20 protein-coding genes are annotated in these 23603 nt (G+C 70.5%); 10 read left to right on the top strand and 10 right to left on the bottom strand.

All coding sequences use genetic code 11. The features are described from left to right. The first annotated feature begins 102 nt into the window (after positions 1–102). Positions 103–399, top strand: coding sequence for a hypothetical protein (locus ACZ6WN_RS12310; RefSeq protein ID WP_465864920.1), 297 nt, complete (start codon positions 103–105; stop codon positions 397–399). A 488-nt stretch (positions 400–887) separates the two neighbouring features. Here ACZ6WN_RS12310 and ACZ6WN_RS12305 read toward each other — a convergent pair whose 3' ends face one another. Then, positions 888–1685 (bottom strand): APH(3'') family aminoglycoside O-phosphotransferase, encoded by a 798-nt coding sequence (locus tag ACZ6WN_RS12305; RefSeq protein WP_465864919.1) that lies wholly within the window; start codon positions 1683–1685, stop codon positions 888–890. A gap of 74 nt (positions 1686–1759) precedes the next feature. Here ACZ6WN_RS12305 and ACZ6WN_RS12300 point away from each other — a divergent pair, with 74 nt between their 5' ends. After that, complete coding sequence (locus ACZ6WN_RS12300; protein WP_465864918.1) at positions 1760–3109, top strand: serine/threonine-protein kinase; 1350 nt, start codon at positions 1760–1762, stop codon at positions 3107–3109. Here ACZ6WN_RS12300 and ACZ6WN_RS12295 read toward each other — a convergent pair. Together ACZ6WN_RS12295 and ACZ6WN_RS12290 are read right to left on the bottom strand one after the other, a co-directional pair. Further along, on the bottom strand, positions 3106–3537 hold the full coding sequence (locus ACZ6WN_RS12295; RefSeq protein ID WP_465864917.1) for an anthrone oxygenase family protein: 432 nt from the start codon (positions 3535–3537) through the stop codon (positions 3106–3108). The two genes, ACZ6WN_RS12300 and ACZ6WN_RS12295, sit on opposite strands and share 4 nt — an antisense overlap. After that, positions 3534–4322 carry an NAD(P)H-binding protein gene (locus ACZ6WN_RS12290; protein WP_465864916.1) on the bottom strand — a complete coding sequence of 263 codons (789 nt, stop codon included), beginning with the start codon at positions 4320–4322 and terminating at the stop codon, positions 3534–3536. Before ACZ6WN_RS12290 ends, ACZ6WN_RS12295 begins: the two co-directional genes overlap by 4 nt. 73 nt (positions 4323–4395) lie before the next feature. On the opposite strand from ACZ6WN_RS12290, the gene ACZ6WN_RS12285 reads away from it, so the two are divergent. Beyond that, on the top strand, positions 4396–5307 hold the full coding sequence (locus ACZ6WN_RS12285) for a cupin domain-containing protein (protein WP_465864915.1): 912 nt from the start codon (positions 4396–4398) through the stop codon (positions 5305–5307). Between the two features lie 26 nt (positions 5308–5333). On the opposite strand, the gene ACZ6WN_RS12280 is transcribed toward ACZ6WN_RS12285, so the two are convergent. Both ACZ6WN_RS12280 and ACZ6WN_RS12275 read right to left on the bottom strand, forming a co-directional pair. Beyond that, positions 5334–6560 carry a TerC family protein gene (locus tag ACZ6WN_RS12280; protein WP_465864914.1) on the bottom strand — a complete coding sequence of 409 codons (1227 nt, stop codon included), beginning with the start codon at positions 6558–6560 and terminating at the stop codon, positions 5334–5336. A gap of 65 nt (positions 6561–6625) precedes the next feature. Beyond that, positions 6626–7252 (bottom strand): TetR/AcrR family transcriptional regulator, encoded by a 627-nt coding sequence (locus tag ACZ6WN_RS12275; protein WP_465864913.1) that lies wholly within the window; start codon positions 7250–7252, stop codon positions 6626–6628. A gap of 51 nt (positions 7253–7303) precedes the next feature. Between ACZ6WN_RS12275 and ACZ6WN_RS12270 the strand changes: the two genes are divergently transcribed. Both ACZ6WN_RS12270 and ACZ6WN_RS12265 read left to right on the top strand, forming a co-directional pair. Then, complete coding sequence (locus ACZ6WN_RS12270) at positions 7304–10018, top strand: MMPL family transporter (RefSeq protein ID WP_465864912.1); 2715 nt, start codon at positions 7304–7306, stop codon at positions 10016–10018. After that, a complete protein-coding gene (locus ACZ6WN_RS12265; RefSeq protein WP_465864911.1) occupies positions 10015–12105 on the top strand; it encodes a YhgE/Pip domain-containing protein in 2091 nt (696 codons plus the stop codon). The genes ACZ6WN_RS12270 and ACZ6WN_RS12265 overlap by 4 nt, the downstream gene beginning before the upstream one ends. A 113-nt stretch (positions 12106–12218) precedes the next feature. On the opposite strand, the gene ACZ6WN_RS12260 is transcribed toward ACZ6WN_RS12265, so the two are convergent. Continuing rightward, complete coding sequence (locus tag ACZ6WN_RS12260; RefSeq protein ID WP_465864910.1) at positions 12219–12911, bottom strand: nitroreductase; 693 nt, start codon at positions 12909–12911, stop codon at positions 12219–12221. Positions 12912–13126: 215 nt separating this feature from the next. On the opposite strand from ACZ6WN_RS12260, the gene ACZ6WN_RS12255 reads away from it, so the two are divergent. The 3 genes from ACZ6WN_RS12255 to ACZ6WN_RS12245 all read left to right on the top strand — a co-directional run bounded on the left by ACZ6WN_RS12255 (position 13127) and on the right by ACZ6WN_RS12245 (position 16094). Next, positions 13127–14017 carry a hypothetical protein gene (locus tag ACZ6WN_RS12255; protein WP_465864909.1) on the top strand — a complete coding sequence of 297 codons (891 nt, stop codon included), beginning with the start codon at positions 13127–13129 and terminating at the stop codon, positions 14015–14017. A gap of 82 nt (positions 14018–14099) precedes the next feature. After that, positions 14100–14867, top strand: a complete 768-nt coding sequence (locus ACZ6WN_RS12250) for an SDR family oxidoreductase (protein ID WP_465864908.1) — start codon at positions 14100–14102, stop codon at positions 14865–14867. A 9-nt stretch (positions 14868–14876) separates the two neighbouring features. Beyond that, a complete protein-coding gene (locus ACZ6WN_RS12245) occupies positions 14877–16094 on the top strand; it encodes an acetyl-CoA C-acetyltransferase (RefSeq protein ID WP_465864907.1) in 1218 nt (405 codons plus the stop codon). 122 nt (positions 16095–16216) lie between these two features. Here ACZ6WN_RS12245 and ACZ6WN_RS12240 read toward each other — a convergent pair whose 3' ends face one another. Continuing rightward, entirely contained in the window at positions 16217–16468 is a 252-nt protein-coding gene (locus ACZ6WN_RS12240) for a type II toxin-antitoxin system RelE family toxin (protein ID WP_465864906.1), read from the bottom strand. Next, on the bottom strand, positions 16465–16725 hold the full coding sequence (locus ACZ6WN_RS12235) for a hypothetical protein (protein WP_465864905.1): 261 nt from the start codon (positions 16723–16725) through the stop codon (positions 16465–16467). Before ACZ6WN_RS12235 ends, ACZ6WN_RS12240 begins: the two co-directional genes overlap by 4 nt. An 82-nt stretch (positions 16726–16807) precedes the next feature. Here ACZ6WN_RS12235 and ACZ6WN_RS12230 point away from each other — a divergent pair, with 82 nt between their 5' ends. Beyond that, complete coding sequence (locus tag ACZ6WN_RS12230; protein WP_465864904.1) at positions 16808–18412, top strand: cation:proton antiporter domain-containing protein; 1605 nt, start codon at positions 16808–16810, stop codon at positions 18410–18412. Here the strand turns inward: ACZ6WN_RS12230 and ACZ6WN_RS12225 are convergent. Beyond that, complete coding sequence (locus tag ACZ6WN_RS12225) at positions 18394–21240, bottom strand: FG-GAP-like repeat-containing protein (protein WP_465864903.1); 2847 nt, start codon at positions 21238–21240, stop codon at positions 18394–18396. The genes ACZ6WN_RS12230 and ACZ6WN_RS12225 overlap by 19 nt on opposite strands. 71 nt (positions 21241–21311) lie before the next feature. Beyond that, positions 21312–22847: an AMP-binding protein gene (locus ACZ6WN_RS12220; protein ID WP_465864902.1), complete on the bottom strand. Its 1536-nt coding sequence runs from the start codon at positions 22845–22847 to the stop codon at positions 21312–21314. Between the two features lie 46 nt (positions 22848–22893). Here ACZ6WN_RS12220 and ACZ6WN_RS12215 point away from each other — a divergent pair, with 46 nt between their 5' ends. After that, positions 22894–23511, top strand: a complete 618-nt coding sequence (locus tag ACZ6WN_RS12215) for a TetR/AcrR family transcriptional regulator (protein ID WP_465864901.1) — start codon at positions 22894–22896, stop codon at positions 23509–23511. The last annotated feature ends 92 nt before the right edge of the window (positions 23512–23603 follow it).

Genomic DNA, 23603 nt, shown 5'->3' with positions numbered 1-23603 from the left:
GCGCCAAAAATGAAGAGTGCGCCCCTTCCCCGTAGAGAAGACACGCACTCGCGAATCGGATCCAGGCAGTCCTCAGCCGCCGGGTCCTGCCATCCTGTGCCCATGACCGCTCAGCCGCTGCGCATTGCCGATCTCCGAGCTGCCCTCGAGCGCACACTCGACGTCGTCGAAGCCCAGCACGGTCCCGAGGTCACCTTCGACGTCGACTACTACTGGAACGTCCCGATCACCGCGGCCTACAACCTCGACCAGGAGCCCGAGCTCGATATGGGGCAACTCAGTGACGACGGCGAGACCATCAGCACGACGGCGAAGGGCTCCGATCCCGTCAGCATCTGGCACGAATGCGACCATCTCGCCGGTCTTCTCCGAGCCCTGGGACGCCTCGACCTGCCGTGAAACTTCTCACGACGCACCACCCCGAGCCTGACCACTGATGCCGGCGACGTCCCGGCGAGAGTGGATCCAGGTTGTTGGCTGATGACGAGGGAGGAGGAGGGGTTGCTGCCGACAGGGACACTCCCCGCGACACCTCGAGGCGCGGTGGGGTTGGGCAGCGTGGGGGCAAGCCCCCAGACCCCCGGAATGGGTGACGCTCCGCCCCCGAGATATGGACTTCCAGCATGACGGCGATGTTGCTCTCAGTTCTGCTTTCAGGAGCGCCGGACGGATATGGACGAGGGTGGAAGATCCGGGGTAGCCGAGCCCGAGCCCGAGCGTGGAACGTACGCCCATGGACGCCCCGGGGGTATCTGCGGATCAGAAGGTTTGGGGTTCGAATCCCTACAGGCGCGCAGGACTCAAGACCGCCTCTGGATCAGCCGAAGTGCTGGTTCGGAGGCGGTTGGCGTTTTGCGTGTCGATGCATCGCTCACTGTGGTCCTGGCTCAGGCCGGCCAGGTCAGGGGGTCGAGCAGCAGGTAGAAGCGGCGGCGGTCCGCATCGAGGGTGATCCCGTAGCGGTCGGCGAACTCGTCGTCGGCCTGCCGGGCGAGGGCCTCGTCGGGCCAGGTCTCGCGGGCGTTGGCCAGGAGCAGGGCGATGTCGGCGTACGGGTCGGCGATGCCGAGGCGGCCGAGGTCGATCAGGCCGGCTACGCGCATCGTGTCGGGGTCGATGAGGATGTTCGGCAGGCAGAGGTCGCCGTGGCAGACGACGCGCTGGTCCTCCTCCTGACGTCGGCGCTGCGGCAGCTCGTCCTCGAGCTGGTCGAGGATCTGGGGCGGCGGAACCTGCTGCATGGACACCGGCAGGAACTCGGTCTGGACTCGGTCCTCGGCCACGGTCGCGCGCGCCAGGGGCATCATCGACGCGAGTCCTCTGCTGAAGGGACAGGCCACCGCAGGGATGGAGTGCAGCTCACGCACGGTGGCGGCGATCCCCGGCCAGGCGCGCCGAAGTGCCGGAGCGTCGAGCTGGTCGGCCGGGACGCCGTGAACGGCACTGGTGATCAGGCACGCGCCGTCGTGGGTGGCTCGCCAATCGAGCACGGACGTGGTCGGGAGGCCTGACTCGGCGAGCCAGGCGATCCGGTCCCGCTCCGCAGCCAGATCATCCACGACCGCGGTGGAAACGACCTTCGCGTAGCGCCCACGGGCAGGATCGTGAAGTACGACGGCGCCGGACTCTCCGGTCGTGACCGGCTCCCAGCTCGCGCCGTCGGTGGGCAGCAGTTCGACCGACATGGATCCATGATCCCGTAGCCGGCGGGAGTGGCGGATCGCGCGCCCGGGCTGACGCCCGGCCCCATAATGTCCCGGTGACTCTTCCCCAGATGCTCGGGCGCCTGCGCCAGGTCAAGCCCCTCGGCTCCGGCGGTTTCGCCGAGGTGTGGCTCTACCAGGACCCGGTCCTCGACTCGCTCGTTGCGGTGAAGGTGCTCAGCGCCCAGTGGACCCAGGCGGCCGACATCCGGGAGCGGTTCCTGCAGGAGGCACGCTTCCTCCGGTCGGTCGACTCGTCCCACGTCGTCTCGGTCCACGACATCGGCGAGACGCCGGAGGGCGCGCCCTACTTCGTGATGGCGTACGCCGACGCGGGCAGTGTCGCGGAGCTGATCGCCCAGCACCCGCAGGGCATGCCGGTGCAGCTGGTGGCAGACCTGGTGGCGCAGGCCGCGTCCGGCCTCGACGCCCTGCACGTACGTTCGGTGATCCACCGCGACGTGAAGCCCGCCAACATCCTGCTCGCCGGTGGGTCCGACGGCCGGCTGCGCGCGATGGTCGCCGACCTCGGCGTGGCCCGGGCGCTCGACCAGCACACGGAGGTGACCAGGCAGATCGGGACGCCCGCCTACATGGCGCCCGAGCAGTTCGACGAGTCGCTGCCGATCGACCATCGTGCCGACGTACGCAGCCTGGGTGCGGTCGCGTGGGCGATGTTCGCGGGCCGCTCGCCCGCGCCGGCGTTGACGGTCGTCTCCCGGGTTCCCGACCTCGGCACCGTCGCGCCCGTGCCGGCAACGGTGTCCGCGGTGATCATGCGCGCCCTCGAGCCGCGGGCCGAGGACCGCTGGCCGGACGCGGGGAGCTTTGCCGCTGCACTCACCGCCGCGGCCGAGGGACGAGCGGTTGCCGTACCTCCGCCTTCGGACGCGCAGACCGTGCTCCGTTCGCCGAACTCGAACCCGAATCCGGTGCCGGCGACACAGCCGCAGCCGGCGGCGCCCCGCCGACGCACGGCGATCCTCGTCGCAGCCGTCGTCGGCGTCGCCCTGGTGCTGGGCGGCGCGGCGACATGGTTCGTGACGCGCGGAGGTCCGGACGAGGACCCGGTCGGCGGCGAGGAGCCTGCGGCCGGAGCGCCGGTCAGCGGCGCGGAGACCGCAGCCGTCAAGTTCGTCGACGCACTCCAGGCAGGTGACTGCGAGGCCGCCGGCCTCTACATGCCCGACCTCGACGACCCGGCCGCATGGGACTGCACCGATGACGCCAACGGTGGCGACGGCTTCTACTACCACATCCTCGACGACCTCGACGCCGGCGGCGAGCGACGGGTCGAGGACCTCGGAGACGGGTTGTTCCGAGTGGTCTGGGTGGACCAGGGGTACGTCAACATGCAGCGCCAGGAAGACACCTTGTTCACGGTGCAGCAGGTGGTCTGCTGCTAGGTCCGGGTGACCGCCGCGGGCAGGCTGAGCAGGACGAAAGCACCCGTGGCGGTGAGGGTCCGTAGCGTGTGGAAGATCAGCCACGGCTTCTCGAACGAGGACACGGCGCCGCCGTTCGCCAGGGCGTCGTTCAGGGGCAGGTTCGCCGCGAAGGTGATGACCACGGCGGCGACGGCGAGGCAGGCGGCGGTGATGAAGAGCGGGCTGCGGTGCCAGCCGAGGAGAAGCAGGGCCAGGAGCGGGGCGCCCAGGAAGAAGGCCAGGAACACCGGGTTGACGATGACCACGTTGAGCCGGTTCATGACCCGTGCGTAGACCTCGTCCGGCTGACCGTGCAGCGCCGGCATGAAGGCGACCAGGAAGGCGATGTAGATGCCGGCGGTGACGCCGTTGAGCAGCCTCGCGCCGGTGAGTACGACCTCGCTCATGACTGCGCCCCGCGGTCGAGATCAGCGATGCTTCGGGCGGCGCGGCCCAGGACCGCCTCGACGTCACCGGTCACGTAGGCGTTGCGTCCGTCGAGAACCTCCTCGAAGAGGTACGCCAGCCCGGCGGCGTCCGCTGCCGGAAGCCCGGCCGCGGTCAGCGTCGCGATGTAGTCGTCGGTCGGCACGGGGCGGTAGGCGACGGCCGGCCCGCCGATGGCGCGCGCAGCCTCCTCGAACGTGAGCAGCTCCGGCCCGGTGAGCTCCAGGACCCGGCCGGCATATCCGGGGTCGAGGAGCGTCGCGACGGCGACCGCGGCGATGTCGTCGACGTCGACGAACGGCTCCGTGACGGTGTGCTCGACCATGGTGAGCGACCCGGCGGCCAGCTCGTCCGCGAACGCACCCTCGGTGAAGTTCTGCAGGAAGAAGGCCGAGCGCAGGATCGTCCACTCGGCGCCCGAGGCCATCAGGGCCTTCTCCGCTCGTTCGGCTCCCTCCTCTCCGCGACCGGAGAGCAGCACGATCCGCCGGCAGCCGGCGGCGACCGCCTCGGCGGCGAACGCGCCGATGATCTCGTCCGCGCCCGGCAGGCCGAGATCGGGCTGGAAGGTCAGGTAGGCCGACTCGCAGCCGGAGACGGCCTCGGCCCAGGTGGTCCGGTCGTGCCAGTCGAACCGCGGGGTGGAGTGTCGGGTGACGCCGCGTACGTCGTGGTCGAGGGCTTGGAGGCGGTGGACGACGCGCTGGCCGGTCTTGCCGGTGGCGCCGGTGATGAGTGTTGTCATGCCTCTAATCTGGTCGAGAGCGAGCGACGATGGAATACGTACGGCTCCAGCGAGGATGCGTTATCGTCTCACCATGTCCTCACTGGATCTGCTGCTGGACGGCCCCCGGGCCCAGCGCGCCTTCCTGCTGAAGGCGGTGTTCGCCGGGGAGTGGTCGATCACGACCGAGGACGAGGCACCGCTCGCGGTCATCGCGATCGCGCGCGGCGAGGCGGTCTTCACCGGCGGCGAGGGACCGCAGGAGGTGGGCGCCGGTGACGTGATCGTGTGCCGCGGTCCGGCGAGCTATGTCATCGCCGACTCGGCCGACCGCCCCGCCGACATCCGGATCCTTCCCGGCCAGGTCTGCGTCGACCCGAGCGGGGCGCTGCTGGCCGAGGAGCTGGCGCTGGGCGTACGCACCTGGGGGAACACCCGCTCGCCGGACTCGACCGTGATGCTCATCGGGACCTACGAACGCGAGACGTCGGTGGGCTCGCTGCTGCTGTCCCGGCTGCCGACGAGCGTGGTGCTGCGCGGCTTCGACACGGCCGTTCTGGACCTGCTGTCGAGGGAGCTGGCGCGGGACGAGGCCGGCCAGACGGCCCTGCTCGACCGGCTGCTGGACGTACTCGTGGTCAAGGCGGTGCGTGAGGTGCTCTCCGCGTCCTCGGCTCTTCCTGCCGACGACGCGGTGGCCGCGGTGCTGCGTGCGATGGAGGAGCACCCCGAGCTGCCCTGGACGGTGGCCGGCCTCGGCGAGCAGGTCGGTCTCTCCCGCGCCGCCCTGGCCCGACGCTTCGTCGAGCAGGTCGGTGAGCCACCGCTGGCGTACCTGACCCGGTGGCGGCTCGCCCTGGCCGCAGACCTGCTGGTCGGTACCGAGCTGACCCTGTCGGCGATCGCCGCCCGCGTCGGCTACGCCAGCCCCTTCGCGCTCAGCGCTGCCTTCAAGCGCCTCCATGGCACCTCGCCGACCTCGTTCCGGGGTCGCCACGCCGCCTGAGGCCTCGCCCGGGGCTCCTGGCCCGGCTACTCCTCGCGCAGGATCTTCGGGGGTCCTGCGGGGGTGGCCTCGCCACGCTCGACGGCGGCGGTGTGGCTGGCGAGGGCGCGCTCGAGGAGCTCCATGAGCGGGGTCTCGTCGCGGGCGATCTGCAGGTACTTCGGGCCGAGGGCGACGATCGTGTCGCGCTCGGCGAGGAGGGCGTTGTGGATGCGCTCGCGCTCGGCGGGATCGGCGGTGTACTCCGAGTCGAGGTAGGCCGTGGCGTGGCGGCGGGCGTTGGCGATCGCGTTCTTCGCACGGCCGCGCTTGCTGAACAGGGAGGCGACGATGGTCACGACGAGTACGCCGAGGATGACGCTCAGGGAGAGGCCGGTGCTGATCTCCACCACGTGCACCGGATCACCGTCGTTGATGAACGGGATGTTGTTCTCGTGGAGGGCATGCAGGATCAGCTTCACGCCGATGAAGGCGAGGATCGCGGCCAGGCCGTAGGACAGGTAGATGAGCCGGTCGAGCAGGCCGTCGAGCAGGAAGTAGAGCTGGCGCAGGCCCAGCAGCGAGAACGCGGTCGCGGTGAAGACGAGGTAGACGTTCTGGGTGAGGCCGAAGATCGCCGGGATCGAGTCGAGGGCGAAGAGGATGTCGGTGCCGCCGATGGCCACCATCACCAGCAGCATCGGCGTCAGGATGCGCTTGCCGTCCTCCACCGTGAAGAGCTTGTCGCCGTCGTAGTGCTCGCTGACGTGGAACAGTCGCCGGGCCAGGCGGACGACGAAGTTCTCCCCGTGGGAGTCGTTGTCGGGCTTCAGCATGTTGCCGGCTGTCATCAGCAGGATCAGCCCGAACAGGTAGAACACCCAGGCGAAGGTGTTGATCAGCGCGGCGCCCACGAAGATGAAGCCGGTGCGGGCGATCAGCGAGAAGGTGATCCCGAAGAGCAGCACCTTCTGCTGGTCCTCGCGCGGCACCCGGAAGCTCGTCATGATGATCAGGAAGACGAACAGGTTGTCGACCGAGAGCGCCTTCTCGGTGATGTAGCCGGCGAAGTACTCCCCACCCATCGTGCCGCCGCCGAAGATCAGCACGCCGACGCCGAACAGCAGCGCGATCGCGACGTAGATCGCCGACCAGGTGGCCGCTTCCTTGAGCGTGGGCGTGTGGGCCTTGCGTACGTGGAAGACGTAGTCGAACCCGAGCAGGCCGAGGATCGCGATGACGGTGACCAGCCACACCCATGTCGGTGTGCCCATGGTGACTACCCCCTGAGAGTCGGTCAGCGAGGCGGTCCGAGTGCCGACCTCGGACTCAGACTAGATCACCCCTGGCCGGTGGACCGGGGGACAGACACGCCGTCGAGGACCAGGGGGAGCGCCTCGTCGAGGAGCCGGTCGGCCCGAGGGTCGTCCGGATCGACCGTACGCAGCGCGAGGCTGTGCAGGAAGACGCCCATCACCGTCTGGGCGAGGAGATCGACCGGCACGGTCGAGGTGCGGTCGATCCGGTCGAGGGCGAGCTCGACGACCTCGACGAGCTGGGCGTTGAGCGCGGCGAAGGTCGCGGCGCTGATCTCGCGGGCGTCGGGGTCGCGCAGGCTCTGCAGCATCACCTCGCTCTGCAGGATGAACCACCGGTCCTGGGTCGGCCGCAGCGCTTCGAGGGCGGCGGTGATCAGCAGGCCGCTGGACCCGGTGTCGGTGTGCTGGTCGACGGCGTCGCGTACGGCCTGGATCTGCTTCTCGGCCTCCTGCTTGAAGGCCGCCAGCAGCACCTCGTCGACGCTGTTGAAGTTGGAGTAGAAGGCGCCGCGGGTGTAGCCGGCGGCACTGACCAGGTCGTCGACGGTGACCCGGCGCGCTCCGCGCTCGACGAAGACATCGACGGCGGCGGCCAGCAGTCGTGCGCGGGTGTTCGTACGTCGTCTGGGGGCCTTCACCTCGGTCATGTAGCAATCCTCACATACGCGCGACGATACGTTTCTGTATTGGATGCGTTAATGTATCGAACTGTGTCCTCCTACCTCTATCGCCTCGGCCGGCTGGTGGCCAGCCGCGCCAAGACAGTGCTGGCGCTCTGGCTCCTGATCGCCGTGCTGCTGGGTGCGCTGACCGTCTCGCTCGGCGGCAAGCTGCAGAACGACTTCACGATCCCCGGCACCGAGTCCCAGCAGGGCCTGGACGCGCTCACGCAGCGCTTCCCCGAGGTCTCCGGGACCTCGGCCCAGCTGGTCTTCGTCGCGCCCGAGGGGGAGAAGATCGAGGATCACCGCAAGGAGATCCGGGCGGTGCTCGCCGACGTGGAGAAGGTCGATCACGTCGCGACGGTCACCGACCCGCTGGCGAAGGACAGCCGGACCGTCAGCGACAACGGGCGGGACGCGCTGGCGACGGTCCAGCTCGACCTCGGTCTCGACGAGCTCCCCGAGGGCGTGACCTCGGACCTGGAGAAGGCCGCGGAGCTCCCGGCCGGGTCGTCGCTGGAGCTCCACATCGGCGGAGATGCGTACTCCGTCACCGGGGTGCACGTCAGCGCGACCGAGGCGATCGGGCTGCTCATCGCCCTGCTGGTCCTCGCGATCACGTTCGGGTCCCTGCTCGCGGCCGGGCTGCCGATCCTGACCGCGCTGCTCGGGGTGGCGATCGCGATGGCCGGGATCTTCTCGGTCGCCGCGGTCACCACGATCTCGGCCACCACCCCGACCCTGGCGCTGATGATCGGGCTCGCGGTCGGGATCGACTACGCGCTGTTCGTGATCGCCCGGCACCGCAGCCAGCTCGCCACCGGTCTCGGGGTGGAGGAGTCGATCGCCCGGGCGGTCGCCACCGCCGGCAGCGCGGTCATCTTCGCGGGTGCCACGGTCATCATCGCGCTGTGCGGCCTGGTGGTCGCGGGCATCCCGTTCCTCGCGGTGATGGGGTACGCCGCGGCCTCGGCCGTGCTGGTCGCGGTGCTCGTCGCGCTCACCGCGGTGCCGGCACTCCTCGCGGTCGCGGGCGAGCGGCTCCGGCCGAAGCCGGGTTCCCGGGCGGCCCGGCGGGAGGCTGCCGCGGAGGGGCGGCCTCAGGCGGTCACCCTCGGGGCGCGGTGGGTGCGGCTGGTGACCAGGGTCCCGGTCGTCACGATCGTGCTCTCGCTGCTGGTGATCGCCGTCCTGGCCGTCCCGGCGCGCGACCTCGCGCTGGGGCTCAACGACAACGGCAGCGCCGAGCCGGGGACCGCTCCGCGGGAGACGTACGACCTGATCAGCCGTGACTTCGGGCCCGGCTACAACGCACCGCTGTTCGTGACCGCGGACATCATCGACACCACCGACCCGATCGGGGTGATGGACTCTCTGGGCACGTCGCTCGGGGGTTACGACGGGGTGCAGAAGGTCGCGCTGGCCACGCCGAACCGGACCGCCGACCTCGGGCTCGTGGTGATCTACCCGACCACCGAGAAGAGCGACCCCGCGACGGCGGACCTGGTGAAGGAGATCCGCGCCGACGCGGGTGGTCTGGAGAAGCGGTTCGGGATCGAGGACGTCAGGGTCACCGGGCAGACCGCGGTGGCGATCGACGTCAGCGCTCGGCTCTCCGGCGCGATCCTGCCGTTCGGGGCCGTCGTGGTCGGGCTGTCGCTGATCCTGCTGACGGTCGTGTTCCGCTCGATCGCGGTCCCGCTGAAGGCGACGCTGGGCTACGTGCTGTCGGTCGCGGCCTCGTTCGGGGTGGTCGCCGCGGTCTTCGAGTGGGGCTGGGGCGCCGACCTGTTCAACGTCGCCAAGGTCGGGCCGGTGATCGCGTTCTTCCCCATCATCCTGATGGGCGTGCTCTTCGGGCTCGCGATGGACTACGAGGTCTTCCTGGTCTCGCGGATGCGGGAGGACTACGTCCACACCGGCGACGCCCGGGCATCCGTGGACAGCGGTTTCGTCGCGAGCGCCCGCGTCGTCACCGCCGCGGCTCTCATCATGATCGGAGTCTTCGCCGCCTTCGTGCCCAACGGCGACCCGATCGTCAAGCCGATGGCGCTGGGGCTCACCGTGGGGGTGCTCGTGGACGCCTTCCTGGTGCGGATGACGCTGGTGCCGGCGGTGCTCGCTCTGCTCGGGCGGGGCGCGTGGTGGCTGCCGCGGTGGCTCGACCGGCGGATGCCGGTCCTGGACATCGAGGGCGAGGCGCTCGTCCATCATCTCGAGCACGCCGATCACGTCGCCGCTCACGGTGAGGTCGCGGTGCGGGCGCACGACGTCGAGGTGCCGGGTGCGCTCGCGCCGCTCTCGCTCGGCCTGCGCCCGGGTGGGCTCGGGATCGTCCACGGGTCCGACCCGGTCGCTCGATCTGCCGCGCTCGCGGCGATCACCGGGCGGCTCGGGTTCGCCGGACGGCTGGTCGTGCTCGACCGGCTGCTGCCGGAGGAGGCGGGCGCGGTGCGGGCGCGGGCCGCTCTCGTCGACGACGTCTCGGCCGCCCTGGACCTCGCGGGCGCCCGTCGTGTCCCGGCACTCGTCGCGATCGACAGCGCCACCTCGCTCGACCCCGGTCGGCTCGCGGCCCTGTCCGCGCTGACCTCACGCGGCACGACCGTCGTCCTCGGGATGCCGTCGCCGCCCGCGGTGCCACAGGTCGCGGACGCGATCGCTCAGGCCCTGCCGCCCGCCCGCACCCGACCCGAGCCCGAGCTCACCGACGCTGCGGCTGCGGCCGCTGATCTGGAGACAGTCCGATGACACGTACGAAATCCTGGTGGTCGGGCCGTCGCCTGGTGGCGGCCGCGATCCTGCTGCCGGTGGTCGTGACGGCGCTCGCGCTCGTCGCGCTCGGCGACCGTGGCGAGAATCTCGACAAGGTGCCCGCCGCGGTGGTCAACCTCGACGAGCCGGTGACGACGGGGAGCGGGAAGAACAAGCAGACGGTCTACGCCGGGCGGGCGCTGGCCGCGGACCTCGTCTCCACCTCGCGCTCGTCCGCCGGCCCCACGCTCGGCTGGGAGCTCACCGACGAGAAGGACGCGCGCTCGGGCTATGCGGACGGGACGTACGCGGCGGTGATCACGATCCCCGCGGACCTGTCGAAGACGCTGTCCGGGGTGCGGGGGAGCGACCCGAGTGCCGGCCGGGTCACGGTGGAGGCGTCTGACGCCTCCAGCGAGGTGACCGCCGAGATCGCCCGTCAGGTCGCCCGGCAGTCCGCCTCGACCCTGGGACGTACGGTCACGACGACCTACCTCGACGGGGTGCGGGACCAGACCGGGAAGCTCAAGACCAGCCTCGACTCGGCCGCCGACGGTGCCGACCAGCTCGCCGAGGGCACCGCTGCCGCCGACTCGGGCGCCGGGAAGGTCGCCGATGGTGCTCTCGCGCTCAGCTCCGGTGCCTCCGGCGCCGCCGACGGTGCCGCGCAGGTCGCCGGCGGCCTCGACTCGCTCGCCGGCGGGACCGCACGGCTCGAGGAGGGTGCGGGCTCGTTGGCCGGGGGCGCGGGCAAGGCGTCCGAGGGCGCGTCCTCGCTGGCCGCCGGCGCGGGCGAGCTCAGCGGCGGTCTCGACAAGCTCGAACGCTCGACTGCGGACCTGCCTTCGCAAGCCTCCTCGCTCGCGGACGGTGCCTCGCAGGTGTCACAGGGAGTGGACGGCTACACCCGGCTCGCCAAGGGCTGGGCGCAGGCGTGCGCGAGCGACCCGCTGCTCGCGGCCTCCAAGCCGCAGCTGTGCGGTGCCACCGCCACGGCGGTCGGCCCCGGTGGGGCTCAGGCCGACCAGCTCGCCGCCGGGGCGGGTCAGGTCGCCTCGGGCACCTCGGAGCTGTCGCAGGCGGCTCCCGAGCTGGCCGGCGGGATCTCGTCGGCGGCGGACGGTGCCGGGAAGGTCGCCTCCGGTGCGTCCCGGGTCGCCGACGCCAACGCCCGCCTCGCCAAGGGCGCGCGTGAGCTCTCCGGCGGCCTCGGGGAGGCGAACGACGGCGCCACCGAGCTGGCCTCCGGGGCCGATCGGCTCGCGTCCGGGACCGAGCAGCTCGAGAGCGGCTCGGCGGAGCTCGCGACCGGTGCCGACTCGCTGTCGTCCGGGACGTCCTCGCTGACCGAGGGTGCCGACTCGCTGGCCTCGGGTCTCGACGACGGCGCCTCGAAGATCGCGGTTCCCGGGGAGAAGCAGGCCGAGGTCGTCGCCGACCCGGTGCAGGTCTCGGTCGCCTCGACGAAGTCCACGTCCGGGGCGACCCGGCTGGCCCCGGCGGTGATCGCACTGGCGCTGTGGCTCGGTGCGCTCGCGATCTACCTGCTCCGTCCGGCCTTCCCCGCCGGCCGGCTGCGGGATGCGCTCACGGCACGCCGGCTCACCTTCGCCGGCCTGTGGCCGGCGGCTCTCGTGGGGCTGGCGCAGGCAGTGCTCCTCGTGGTCGCGGCCGGGGTTCTGGGTGCCGACCTCGCGCGGCCGCTCGGCGCGGTCGGGATCGCGGCGCTCGCCGCGGTGGCCTTCGTCGCGGCCCACCAGGCCGTCGTCGCGCTCGCCGGCCAGCACCGTGGCTGGCTGATCTCGCTCGCCTTCCTCGTCCTGCAGCTGGTCTCCCTCGGAGGGCTGCTGCCGGTGGCCACCACATCGGCGCCCTTCGGTGCGCTCGCCGGCATCCTGCCGGTCCCGCTCGCCGCGGAGGCGCTCCGCGGGGTCGTCGTCGCGCAGAGCGGTGCTGCGGTCGCTGCCCCGGTCGGGGGCCTGGTCCTCTGGCTCCTGCTGGCGGTGGCGGTCAGCCTCTTCGCGGCGGGTCGGGCGCAGCGTACGTCTGTGGCGGAGATCCGCGGGGCGGCGGCCGCTCGCTGAGCGGGGTGCCGCACGTGTAACACGTCGTTCGTAGGTCTATCCGGTCGTCCCGATAGGGCGAGAAGACCTACGAACGACGTGTTACAGCTCGATCGACAGCTCGTCGCAGCGGCTCAGAGCGAGGTGTCGTGCAGCACGATGTGCTCGTCGAGCGGGGCGCGGCCGAGGTCGAGGCGGTTCACCGAGGCCTCGGGGTCGGCGGTGCCGAAGGAGATGCCGTAGAGCAGCTTGAGGTCGGCGGGCAGGCCGAGGTGGGCGCGGACGGTGTCGGCGAAGAGGCCGTGCATGCCCTGCGGCACGCCGTGGTAGCCGCGGGCGGTGAGGGAGAGCAGGAAGTTCTGGGCGTACATGCCGACGTCGTTGGCAGCCCGTACGACATCGCCGAGCTCCGGCACGAAGAGCAGTGCCACGTGGGGCGCACCGTAGAAGCGGAGGTTCTCGGCCACGGCCTTGGTGCGGCCGTCGACGTCCTCGCGGGCGATGCCCATGGCGCCGTAGAGAACGGCACCCGCCTGCTGCGACCGCCGGGTGTGGATGCTGTCGTCGGCACCGTACGTCGTGGTGAAGTCGGGGCTCATCTGGCCGGCCTCGAACGCCTTGAGCATCGCCTCGCTGAGGCGGTCGCGGGCCTCACCGGAGAAGACGTGGACCTCCCACGGCTGGGTGTTGCTGTGCGACGGGGCGCGCTGGGCGTCCTCGAGCACACCGCGGATGTCGTCGGCGGGCACCGGGTCCGGCAGGAAGGCTCGCGCGCTGCGGCGCGAGCGGATCACGTCCGTGAAGGTGTCGACGGCGGTCGTGGTCACAAGAAGTTCCTCTCAGGTCTGCCGGGGCCGATGGCCCCGATCCACTCCTGACGCAAGACGGAGGGAGTCTCCGGTATTCCCTCTGGTGTGGCCGAGGTGGCCGATCACACAGTCCGGGGTCCTACCCGGTTCGGGCGATACCGGGTGGGCGCGAGGTGGCCTTGACCGCGGCGCGGCGAAGACTCGAGGTCCGACCTATCCGAGGGGGGAAACCCATGATGCGAAAGCTCGTCTGTGCTGTCGCGGCGACGGTCGCCGCGGCGGCGCTCTGGTCGATGCCGGCCTCGGCTGCGCCCCTGCTGCAGCTCTCCGGCGCGATCTTCACCACCGATGTCACCGGTGCGCCCGTCAACCTCAACCACTACGCCGCGAAGGAGGACGTCTATCTCAACGGTGGTCCCGGCATCAACGCGCCCGTCGACGCGGCCGGCCTGCCTGCCGGGATCTACGCCTTCCAGGTGACCGACCCGTCCGGCAAGACCCTGCTCTCCACCGACCCGGTCGCCTGCCGCCGGGTCCAGGTCGACGCCAGCGGCCGCTTCGTCAGCGTCGCCCCGAGCGGCGGCTGCGCGCACGCGACCGGCACCGACGCGGAGGACGGCGGCATCACCGTGCAGCTGTTCCCCTACCTCGACACCCCGAACAACGGTGGCGAGTACAAGGTCTGGCTGACGCCGTACGACGCGCTCGACTCGACCGCGCCCGGCAACCGCCACGGCTTCGTCCCGGCCGACAGCAAGACCGACAACTTCAAGGTCAAGGCCAAGGCGATCGTCGAGATCGACACCCGGTTCTCCCGCCACGGAGGTCCGTACCTCGATGGTCTGGCCGCCGAGTGGACCGACACCCTGGGTGCTCACAACGTGAAGTACTCCGAGTACGACCCGGCGGTCCTCGCGTTCCACGAGGCGCACGTCGAGGCCGCTGAGGCCGGTCTGCACAAGATCACCGTGTCCGACCAGGCCGGCTGCACGATCGCCGACGTGCACGGTCCGGACGGGGCGACCTATCTCCCCGGTGCGAGCGGCTCGGTCACCGTCTCGGTGCCGGTCAAGAAGCACATGAGCGGAGAGCACACCTACTGGGTGGACGTGCACTGCGTCTGAGGCGCTGCGTCTGACCCTCGTCAGCCGGTCACCGTGACCATCAACCTAGCATTTGCTTGGTAGGCGCTCTAGACTGCCGGACATGGCAGTCGAGATCGACTTCAGCGGCAAGGTGGTCGCGGTGACCGGTGGTGCGCGCGGGGTGGGCGCCGGGATCGTCGCGCGGTTCCTCGAGGCCGGCGCGGAGGTCGAGATCTGCGGCCGAAGCGCGCCCGAGGAGCTGCCGGTGATCGACGGGCGCAAGCCGGTCTTCTCCCAGGTCGACGTGCGCGATCCCGAGCAGGTCGCGGCGTGGATCGCGGCGATCACCTCGCGGCTCGGGCGGCTCGACGTGGTCGTGAACAACGCCGGTGGCGCGCCGTACGCCGACTTCGCGACCGCGTCGCCGCGCTTCCACGAGAAGATCGCGGCGCTCAACTTCCTGGCGACCGCCTACGTCAGCCAGGCGGCGTACGAGGCGTTGAAGGCCTCCCGCGGGTCCATCGTCAACATCAGCTCGATCTCGGCACGACGGCCCAGTCCCGGGACCGCGGTCTACGGAGCCGCGAAGGCGGCCGTCGAGAGCCTGACCGGGTCGATCGCGGTGGAGTGGGCCCCGGACGTACGCGTCAACGCCATCTCCTGCGGGCTCGTCGCCACGCCCGGATCCGAGGATCACTACGGCAGCCCGGAGCAGCGGGCCGCGGTGGCCGCGACCATTCCGCGCGGCGTCTTCGCGACCCCGTCGGAGATCGGGGATGCCTGTCTGATGCTCGCCTCGCCGCTCGCCGCGCACATCACCGGCGCCGTCCTCGCCGTCGACGGCGGCGGCGAGTGGCCCGCCTTCCTCCAGCACACCCCCAACTCCTGAGGAGAAACCGTGCCCGAAGCAGTCATCGTCTCTGCCGCCCGCTCGCCGATCGGCCGCGCCTTCAAGGGATCGCTGAAGGATCTGCGTCCCGACGAGCTGGCCGAGCAGATCGTACGCAGCGCCCTCGCGTCGGTTCCGGAGCTGGACCCGACGCAGCTCGACGACCTGATGATGGGCTGCGCCCAGCCCGCGGGAGAGCAGGGCTACAACATCGGGCGGGTCGTCGGCGTACGCCTGGGCCTGGACGCCGTGCCCGGCACCACGGTCCACCGCTACTGCGCCTCGTCGCTGCAGACCACCCGGATGGCCTTCCACGCGATCCGCGCGGGCGAGGGCGACGCGTTCGTCTCGGCCGGGGTGGAGTGCGTGTCCCGCTACGAGCGCGGCAAGGCCGACGGGATGCCGGACACCAAGGCCGAGGAGTTCCTCAAGGCCGGCGAGCGCGGTGCCGCACGGGTGGCCGCGGGCGAGGCCTGGATCGACCCTCGCGAGGCCGGCGATCTGCCCGACTACCACCTCGCGATGGGCGAGACCGCCGAGAACGTCGCCGAGATGTGCGGGGTTTCGCGGGAGGCGCAGGACGAGTGGGGCGTACGTTCCCAGAACCGCGCCGAGGCCGCTGCTGATCGCGGCTTCTGGGAGCGGGACATCACGCCGGTGACCTTGCCGTCGGGTGAGGTCGTCTCCACCGACGACGGTCCGCGGGCGGGGGTGACGCTCGAGAAGGTCGCCGGCCTGGCGCCGGTCTTTCGGGAGAACGGCACCGTCACCGCCGGCAACTGCTGCCCGCTGAACGACGGCGCGGCCGCGCTGGTGATCATGAGCGACTCCCGTGCCGCCGAGCTCGGCATCACGCCCCTGGCCCGGATCGTCTCGACCGGCGTCTCCGGGCTCTCGCCCGAGATCATGGGACTCGGGCCGGTCGACGCCTCTCGACAGGCGCTCGCCCGGGCCGGCCTCTCGGCGTCCGACATCGACCTCGTGGAGATGAACGAGGCCTTCGCCGCCCAGGTGCTCCCCAGCATCGCCCAGATCGGCCTCGACCCCGAGCGGGTCAACGTCAACGGCGGCGCGATCGCCCTCGGCCACCCCTTCGGCTCCACCGGCGCACGTCTCACCACCACGCTCCTCCACGGTCTGCAGGAGACCGGCGGCCGCTACGGCCTCGAGACCATGTGTGCCGCCGGTGGGCAGGGCATGGCGATGGTCATCGAGCGGCTGGGCTGATCGGGCTGGCGGCGGCATCTGGCATGTAACACGTCGTTCGTAGGACTACTCGCCCTATCCGATAGGGCGAGTAGTCCTACGAACGACGTGTTACACGACCGCCGGAGGCTCGGCCAGCGGCGTCAGGCGCTCCGCCGACCCAGGTGGATGACGGCGACGGTGATGCGGCGCTCCTCGACCACGTAGACGATGCGGTAGCGGCCGACGCGGAGGCGGTAGCGGTCCTTGCCCCAGGCGTAGGCGCCGACGTCGCGCGGGGTCTCGGCCAGGGTGTCGACGGTGTCGAAGACCTGGATCAGGCCGATGGGGTCGTCGTCGACGTACGCCTCGGCCGACTGCAATGCCTCGTCGGCCCAGACGACCTGATAGCTCACTCGGCGGCAGGGCGGTCGAGACCGAGGGCGCGGCGGGCCTCGGTGTGCGGGGTGTAGCGGACCTCGCCGAGCTCGCGGCGCAGGGAGTAGCGCGCGATGGCGAGGTCGTCCTCGAGATCCTCGATGCGCCGGTCGTGGTCGTTGAGATAGGCGCGGATGGCCTCGCGGGCGATCTCCTGCTTGGACCGGTTCTCCGTCCGGGCGCGGTCGGTCAGCAGCCGGTCGTCGGCCTCGCTGAGTCGCAGAGTCATAGCCATGGACCCACTGTAACCCTGCGTGGTATCACGCGGTATCGTACGTGTGTCCGAACCGTCGAGCTTTACCCTGGGGGACGTCCATATGTCGCTGACCGCGCTCTACCTTCTCGTTGCACTCGGGGCGGGGCTGGTCGCGATGTTCCTGAAACTTCCGCCCATGGTCGGCTTCCTCGCCGCCGGGTTCGGGCTGCACGCCGCCGGGGTCGGCGAGCTGGACGGGCTGCACACGCTGTCCGAGCTCGGGGTCACGCTGCTCCTGTTCGGTATCGGTCTCAAGCTCGATGTGAGATCGCTGCTCCGGCCCGACGTGTGGCTGAGCACCTTCGCCCACCTGGGGTTCAGCGTCATCATCGGGATCGGGATGCTGGCCGGGATCGCACCGCTCGGCTTCGCGCTCCTCGCCGACGCCGACCTGGGCGAGATGGCGCTGATCGCCTTCGTGCTCTCGTTCTCCTCGACCGTCTTCGCGATCAAGGTCCTCGACGAGCGCCACGACAACAACACCCTCTACGGCCGGATCGCCATCGGTGTGCTGGTCATGCAGGACATCGTCGCGGTGGCGTTCCTGACCATCTCCAAGGGTCACTGGCCCTCGCCGTGGGTCTTCGCGCTGGTGCTGCTCCTCCCGGGCGCCTGGCTCGCCCACCGGGTCTGGGACCGGATCACCTCCGCCGAGCTGACCGCGCTCTTCGGACTGACGATCGCGCTCGTGCCGGGCTACTGGCTCTTCGAGACCGTGGGGCTCAAGGGCGACCTCGGAGCCCTGGTGGTCGGCGTACTCCTCGGGTCGCACGTCAAGGCGCCGGCGCTGGCCAAGCTGCTCTTCAGCACCAAGGAGCTCCTGCTCATCGCGTTCTTCCTGAGCATCGGACTGACCGGGGTGCCCTCGCTCGAGGACTTCGCCCTGGCCGCCGTGCTGCAGGTCCTGCTGCCCCTCCAGGCCGCGGCGTACATCGTGATCTTCGCGTTCATGGGGCTGCGCTACCGCACCGCGACGCTGGCCTCGTTCACCTTGGCCAACTACTCCGAGTTCGGGCTCATCGTCATCGTCATCGCGTCGGCCTCCGGGCTCGCATCGGCCCAGTGGCAGACCGTGCTCGCGGTCGCGACCGCGCTCTCGTTCCTGGTGGACGCGCTGTTCAACGCGTACGCCCCGGCGATCATCAATCTGCTCAACCGCCGGCTGCCGGTGCGGAGGCCCGAGCGGCTCCAGGAAGCGGACCGGCCGATCAACCTCGGTGACGCCAAGGCGCTGGTGGTCGGCATGGGCCGGGTGGGGCGTACGACCTACGAGGAGCTGCGCGACACCCAGGGCTACCACGTGCTCGCCGTCGAGCACGACTCGCTGCGGGCCGACTCGCTCAAGGAGGAGGGCTTCGACGTGGTCGAGGCCGACGCCACCGACCAGGACTTCTGGGAGCGGGTCAAGAAGGGCACCGGCATGGAGCTGGTCGTCCTCACGATGCCCTTCCACGGCGACAACCTGCTCGCGATGGACCTGCTCCGGAAGCTCGGGTTCACCGGCACCGTGGCCGCCATCGCCCTGCGCCCCGAGGAGCGTGACGAGCTCAAGAAGCGTGGCGCCCACGCGGTCCTGAACCTGTACGCCTCGGCCGGCTCCGACCTCGCCGAGAAGGCGCTCCGGGTGAACCAGGAGCGCCAGCTGGCTCAGCCGAGCAGGTCGTAGCCGGAGGACAGTGCGCCGAGGTAGGTGCGGGTCACCCCGGTGCCTGTGCTGTTGCGCTCGAAGGCGTAGAGGTTGCCGCTCGAGCGCGCGATCAGGTCACCGCCGGCGCCGCCACGCAGGTCGCGGACCCCGAGGACCGCGTCGTAGCCGGAGAGGTTGATCGACAGGCTCGTGGAGGAGACCAGGCCGCCGGGGCCGTTGCCTTCGTGGACGACCAGCGAGGTGCCGTTGACGAAGAGCACGTCCGGGGTGTTGCTGCCCGCGGTCCAGCGGCCGACGCCCACCAGGCGGGTGCCGGAGGCCGAGGAACGCATCACGACCGAGGCGCCGACCTTGGCCGAGCCCTTGCCCGGCCACAGCTTGATCGTGCCGTCGGAGGTGCGGCCCATCAGGTCCGGGTAGCCGTCGCCGGTGATGTCGCCGACGGCGTCGATGACGCTCACCGTGCCGAGGCCGGTCGCGATCGTGATCGCGCTGGCGAACTTGCCGGCACCGTCACCGCGGTAGAGGCGTACGGAGCCGTCGGAGAGCTTGGCGAGGAAGTCGCCCTTGCCGTCGCGGTTCCAGTCGCCGGCGTTCATCAGCGCGGTGGCACTGGTCAGGGTGACGCCGGAGTCGATGGGTGCCGCCAGGCTGACGCGACCGCTGTTGGGCTTCACGTAGAGGGTGCTGCCCGAGCGCATCATCAGGTCCGGCAGGCTGTTGCCGACCAGGTTGACCGCACCGACGAGGGTCTTGTCCACGCCGGCGAAGGGACCCAGCGGCTTGCCGAAGCCGGAGCCGCTGGCGGGGTAGATCCAGCCGCGGTTGGAGCCGTCGCGGCCGATCAGGTCACCGCGGCCGTCGCCGGTGAAGTCGCCGTAGCCGCTGATCTGGACCAGCGAGGACCAGGCCGGGCTCTGGGTGGCGAGCTTGACGGGGGAGCCGAACGTACCGCTGCCGGATCCCTTGAAGTAGTAGAGCGCCCCGGACTTGCGGCCGATCAGGTCGCGCTTGCCGTCCTTGTTGACGTCGCCGGTCGCGGCGAGCTTGTCGAAGCCGCTCAGTGAGCGGGTCGTGCCCGCCCGGGTGAACCCGCCGGCGCCGTTGCCGGTGTAGCGGACCAGGTAGCCCTTCGCGTTCTTGCCCACGAGGTCGTTGTGCGACGTACCGCCGATGTTGCCGACCGCGGTGATCTTCGAGACGCCGGAGAAGGTCGAGGTCGACAGGTTCTTGTAGACCGCCGCGAAGGTGCCGTCGCCGCGGCCCTTGCGGATGCCCGCAGAGCCGTCCTTGCGGACGAAGATCAGGTCGGCCTTGCCGTCGCCGGTGATGTCCGGGGTGACGACCTGCTCACGCGTGGTGCTGCCGAACGTCGTCGACGTCCTGGTCGCGTCGAACCCGGCGAAGCCGCCCGTACGCATCGTGAACACCCGGCCGTCGGACTTGCGTCGCGCGACGAGGTCGGAGTGGCTGGTGCCGGCGATGTTGGACTCCAGGTCGCGCCCGGACCAGCTCTTCTGCAGGCCGGCGGCGAGCGTACGGATCTGGGGGAGCTTGGCCTCGAGGTTCTCGCCGGGGCAGATGGTCGCCGTCGTGTTCGCGTCACGGTGGCCCTGGATCGCGTGCGGGAAGACCGTCTTGGTGCCGTCGGTCTTGATCAGCGACACGTTGGTGGCGTTGGCGGTGACGCCGTGGAGGGACAGCTTCCAGGCGTAGAGGGAGCCGTACGCCTGGATCATGGCGTCCGTGGGCGTGTTCTGGCTGGTCGACGCCTCGGAGGCGTCCGGGCAGCCGGCGGCGACCGTGTCGAAGCAGCCCAGCGCCGCGGCGCCGAAGCTGTCGTAGTTGTAGCCGCTGGTGTGAGCGCCCTCGACCGGTAGCTCGACGCCGCCGTAGCGTCCCTCCCAGATGCGACCGAACTTGTCGACGAAGAAGTTGTAGCCGATGTCGCGGTAGCCGCGGGTCTTCACGTGGTACTCGTAGATGCCCCGGATGATGCTGGGGACGTCGGTCTCGGTGTAGTCGTTGGTGCCCGCGGCGTGGTGGACGAAACCGCCGTGGACCTGGCGGTAGGTCGGGGGCGTCTGCTCCCGGAGCGTCTCGTCGGCGCCCCACTGCGCACGGCTGTAGATCGTCGGGCTCGAGGTGTAGGTGGACGCGACCAGGTTGAGGTCGGAGTCCTTGCTGCCGTCGTGGACGTTGGTCGCCCGGGGCGTGTCCTTGTCGGTCTCGATCTCGGGGAGCTCCTCGACCGTGTCCGACGGCTTGCCCGGCTCGATCACCGCGAGCTCGAGGTCGCCGGGGATCTCGGCCGCGTCAGGGACGATGATCCGGGTCTGCACCTGGTCGACGTGCCCGGCCAGGAACTCGTCGGTGCCCGGGCGGACACTCTTGGCCTCCGCGGTGCCGGCGTCCGGGCCGTGGTCCTCGACGTCGACCGTCATCGGGCTCCACGAGGACCACACGCCGTCCTTCAGGGTGCGGATCTCGGGGCGTACGTCGTCGGCGTCGGTGTCGTCGCCGGACCAGGTCACGCCGACGACGCCGAAGCCGGTGACGTCCTGCGGTTCGCTCTTGATGACGTCGGTGCGGGGCTTGTCGACCTTCGTCGCGTGCTCGGTCGCCCTGCCGGCCGAGCTGGTCAGCGCGACCTCCTCGACGTGAGCCTCCACGGGTCCGGCGGGAAGGGTGGACGGCTCCCTGTTCGCGGCCTCGAACGCGGCCAGCGGGCCGGACGTGGTCGGCTCGGCGGTGGCGGAGTTCAGCGTCAGGGGGATCGCCACGGCGACCGCGCCGAGAACGAGGGTGGTGCCGGAGAGGGACGCGATCATGGCGCGTCGGGGCATCGAGAGCCTCCGTGGGGGAAGTAAAGAACGGGCTGAGGAAACCTATACCCCCGCGGGGTCGGGTGTCTCACCTATATCGAGACGTCACGCAGATCCGTCTTCAGGACCTTGCCGCTGGCGTTGCGCGGCAGGCTCTCGACCAGGACGTACGACCTCGGCTGCTTGTAGTTCGCGAGGCGGTCCTTGAGCCAGGTCGCGATCGCGTCGGGAGTCAGGTCGTCGCGTACGACGACGAAGGCCTTGCCCACCTGACCGAGGCGCGCGTCGGGGATCCCGATGACCGCGGCCTCGACGATGCCGGGGTGACCGGCGAGGGCGTTCTCGACCTCGGCGGGGTAGACGTTGAAGCCGCCGACGGTGAACATGTCCTTGATCCGGTCGGTGATCTTCAGGCAGCCGTGCTCGTCGAGGAAGCCGACGTCACCGGTGTGCAGCCAGCCGTCCTCGTCGATCGCCTCGGCGGTGGCCTCGGGGTTCTCGAAGTAGCCGAGCATGACGTTGTCGCCGCGGATCCAGACCTCGCCGGCCTCGCCGGGCTCCGCGTCCTCGCCGGCTGCGGTGACGGTGCGGATCTCCAGGCCTTCGACCGCCGGCCCGACCACCTTGGCCACGTGCTCGGGGTCCTCGCCGGGGCGGGTGGTGGTGGCGACCATGCACTCGGTGAGGCCGTACGCCCCCTTGACCTCGTCGATCCCGAGGACGTCGCGCATGTCGGCGAAGAGGCTCTCCGGGACGCTCGCGGCGCCGGCGATCGCGAAGCGCAGCGAGGAGAGGTCGTACGCCTTCAGGTCGGGGTGGTTGATGAGCGTGGTGAAGATCGTGGGGGCGCCGGGCAGGACCGTGATCCGCGCGTCCTGGATCAGCTGCAGCGCCTGGGACGGGTCGTAGGTCGCGATCGGGTAGATCGTGCTGCCCGCGGTGAATGCGGCGATGAAGCCGGCCTTGTAGCCGAAGCCGTGGAAGAACGGGTTGACGATGGCGTAGCGGTCCTCGGGGGAGAGTGCGGCGCCGCGGGCCCAGACGTCGGCGACGCCGATCGTCTGCCGCTGGGCGCTCATCACGCCCTTCGGCTTGCCGGTCGTGCCGGAGGTGAACAGCAGGTCGGCGAGGGTGTCGGGGGTGACGCTCGCCTTGGCGTCCGCGAGGCGCTTCTCGGTCGTGTCGTCGCCTCTCGCCAGGAACTCGTCCCAGTCTGCGGCGAGGTCGACGATCGTGAGCAGGTGCTCGGGGAGCGGCCCGGCGTCGTGGAGCATCTGGATGTAGTCGGTGCCGAGGAAGCCGTTGACGGTGACCAGCGCGGTGGCTCGTGAACGCGCGAGGATCTCGCGCGCCTCATGTCCGCGATAACGCGTGTTCAGCGGCACCACGGCCGCCCCGATCGTCTGCGCGCCGAGGACCGCGACCGGGAACTCCCAGCGGTTGGGCGCCCAGATCGCGACGCGGTCGCCGCTGCGTACGCCACTGGCGAGGAAGGCGCGCGCCGCCCTGTCCGCCGCGTCGGCGAGCTCGGCGTAGGTGAGCGTCGTGGGTCCGTCGACGATCGCCGGGTGGTCGGCGTACGTCTGCTTGGCCTTCTCGAGCAGGGCGGGGATCGTGCGCGGGGTCATCCTGCTGAGCGTAGTTGAGCAACTGCTTGTTTGGTAGGCTTCGTCCATGACTGACACGGGGGTTGCGCCGAGAAGGCGGGGGACGGCGTCGGGTTCGTCGCGGCGGGCCGAGCTGCTCACGCTGGCTGCCGAGATGTTCGCGACGAAGGGTTTCGCCCAGACGACCGTACGCGACATCGCCGATGCCGCGGGGATTCTCTCGGGCTCGCTCTACCACCACTTCCGGTCCAAGGAAGCGATGCTGACCGAGCTGCTCTCGGGGTTCCTCGACGGGCTCAACGCGCGGTTCACCGAGATCGTCGAGTCCGGCGTCGACCCGCAGGCAGACCTCGACGGGCTGATCACGGAGTCGTTCCGGACGATCCACAACGAGCGGCTCGCGGTCGCGCTCTACCAGAACGAGGCGTCCTTCCTCTCCACCGTCGAGGGCTTCGAGTTCGTCGCCGAGCGTTCGCGCGAGAACGAGGCGCTGTGGATCCGGGTCATCGAGGCCGGGCAGGCCTCGGGAGCCTTCCAGCCCTCCCTGGACCCCGCGCTCACCTACCGGTTCATCCGTGACGGCGTCTGGTCCACCGTCGCCTGGTATCGCCCCGGCGGCCGCCACACCCCCGAGACGCTCTCGGAGCAGTACCTGAAGCTGCTCCACGCCGGCATCCTCGCCTGATCCACCGCTGGTCGAGCCGCGAGGCCGCCTGCGGCCGAGCGTGTCGAGACCAACACGGTCCCATCCGCGCTCGATGGCACCGTGTTGGTCTC

The sequence above is a fragment of the Nocardioides sp. NPDC054178 genome (assembly GCF_055585005.1).
The sequence above is the reverse complement of the archived record's forward strand: the minus strand, read 5'-3'. Positions and strand labels throughout refer to the sequence as shown.

Coding starts and splice junctions, on each gene's coding strand:
- ACZ6WN_RS12310 (WP_465864920.1), top strand. CDS start 103: ATGACCGCTCAGCCGCTGCGCATTGCCGATCTCCGAGCTGCCCTCGAG.
- ACZ6WN_RS12305 (WP_465864919.1), bottom strand. CDS start 1,685: ATGTCGGTCGAACTGCTGCCCACCGACGGCGCGAGCTGGGAGCCGGTC.
- ACZ6WN_RS12295 (WP_465864917.1), bottom strand. CDS start 3,537: ATGAGCGAGGTCGTACTCACCGGCGCGAGGCTGCTCAACGGCGTCACC.
- ACZ6WN_RS12290 (WP_465864916.1), bottom strand. CDS start 4,322: ATGACAACACTCATCACCGGCGCCACCGGCAAGACCGGCCAGCGCGTC.
- ACZ6WN_RS12285 (WP_465864915.1), top strand. CDS start 4,396: ATGTCCTCACTGGATCTGCTGCTGGACGGCCCCCGGGCCCAGCGCGCC.
- ACZ6WN_RS12280 (WP_465864914.1), bottom strand. CDS start 6,560: ATGGGCACACCGACATGGGTGTGGCTGGTCACCGTCATCGCGATCCTC.
- ACZ6WN_RS12275 (WP_465864913.1), bottom strand. CDS start 7,252: ATGACCGAGGTGAAGGCCCCCAGACGACGTACGAACACCCGCGCACGA.
- ACZ6WN_RS12270 (WP_465864912.1), top strand. CDS start 7,304: ATGTATCGAACTGTGTCCTCCTACCTCTATCGCCTCGGCCGGCTGGTG.
- ACZ6WN_RS12265 (WP_465864911.1), top strand. CDS start 10,015: ATGACACGTACGAAATCCTGGTGGTCGGGCCGTCGCCTGGTGGCGGCC.
- ACZ6WN_RS12255 (WP_465864909.1), top strand. CDS start 13,127: ATGATGCGAAAGCTCGTCTGTGCTGTCGCGGCGACGGTCGCCGCGGCG.
- ACZ6WN_RS12250 (WP_465864908.1), top strand. CDS start 14,100: ATGGCAGTCGAGATCGACTTCAGCGGCAAGGTGGTCGCGGTGACCGGT.
- ACZ6WN_RS12235 (WP_465864905.1), bottom strand. CDS start 16,725: ATGGCTATGACTCTGCGACTCAGCGAGGCCGACGACCGGCTGCTGACC.
- ACZ6WN_RS12230 (WP_465864904.1), top strand. CDS start 16,808: ATGTCGCTGACCGCGCTCTACCTTCTCGTTGCACTCGGGGCGGGGCTG.
- ACZ6WN_RS12225 (WP_465864903.1), bottom strand. CDS start 21,240: ATGCCCCGACGCGCCATGATCGCGTCCCTCTCCGGCACCACCCTCGTT.
- ACZ6WN_RS12220 (WP_465864902.1), bottom strand. CDS start 22,847: ATGACCCCGCGCACGATCCCCGCCCTGCTCGAGAAGGCCAAGCAGACG.
- ACZ6WN_RS12215 (WP_465864901.1), top strand. CDS start 22,894: ATGACTGACACGGGGGTTGCGCCGAGAAGGCGGGGGACGGCGTCGGGT.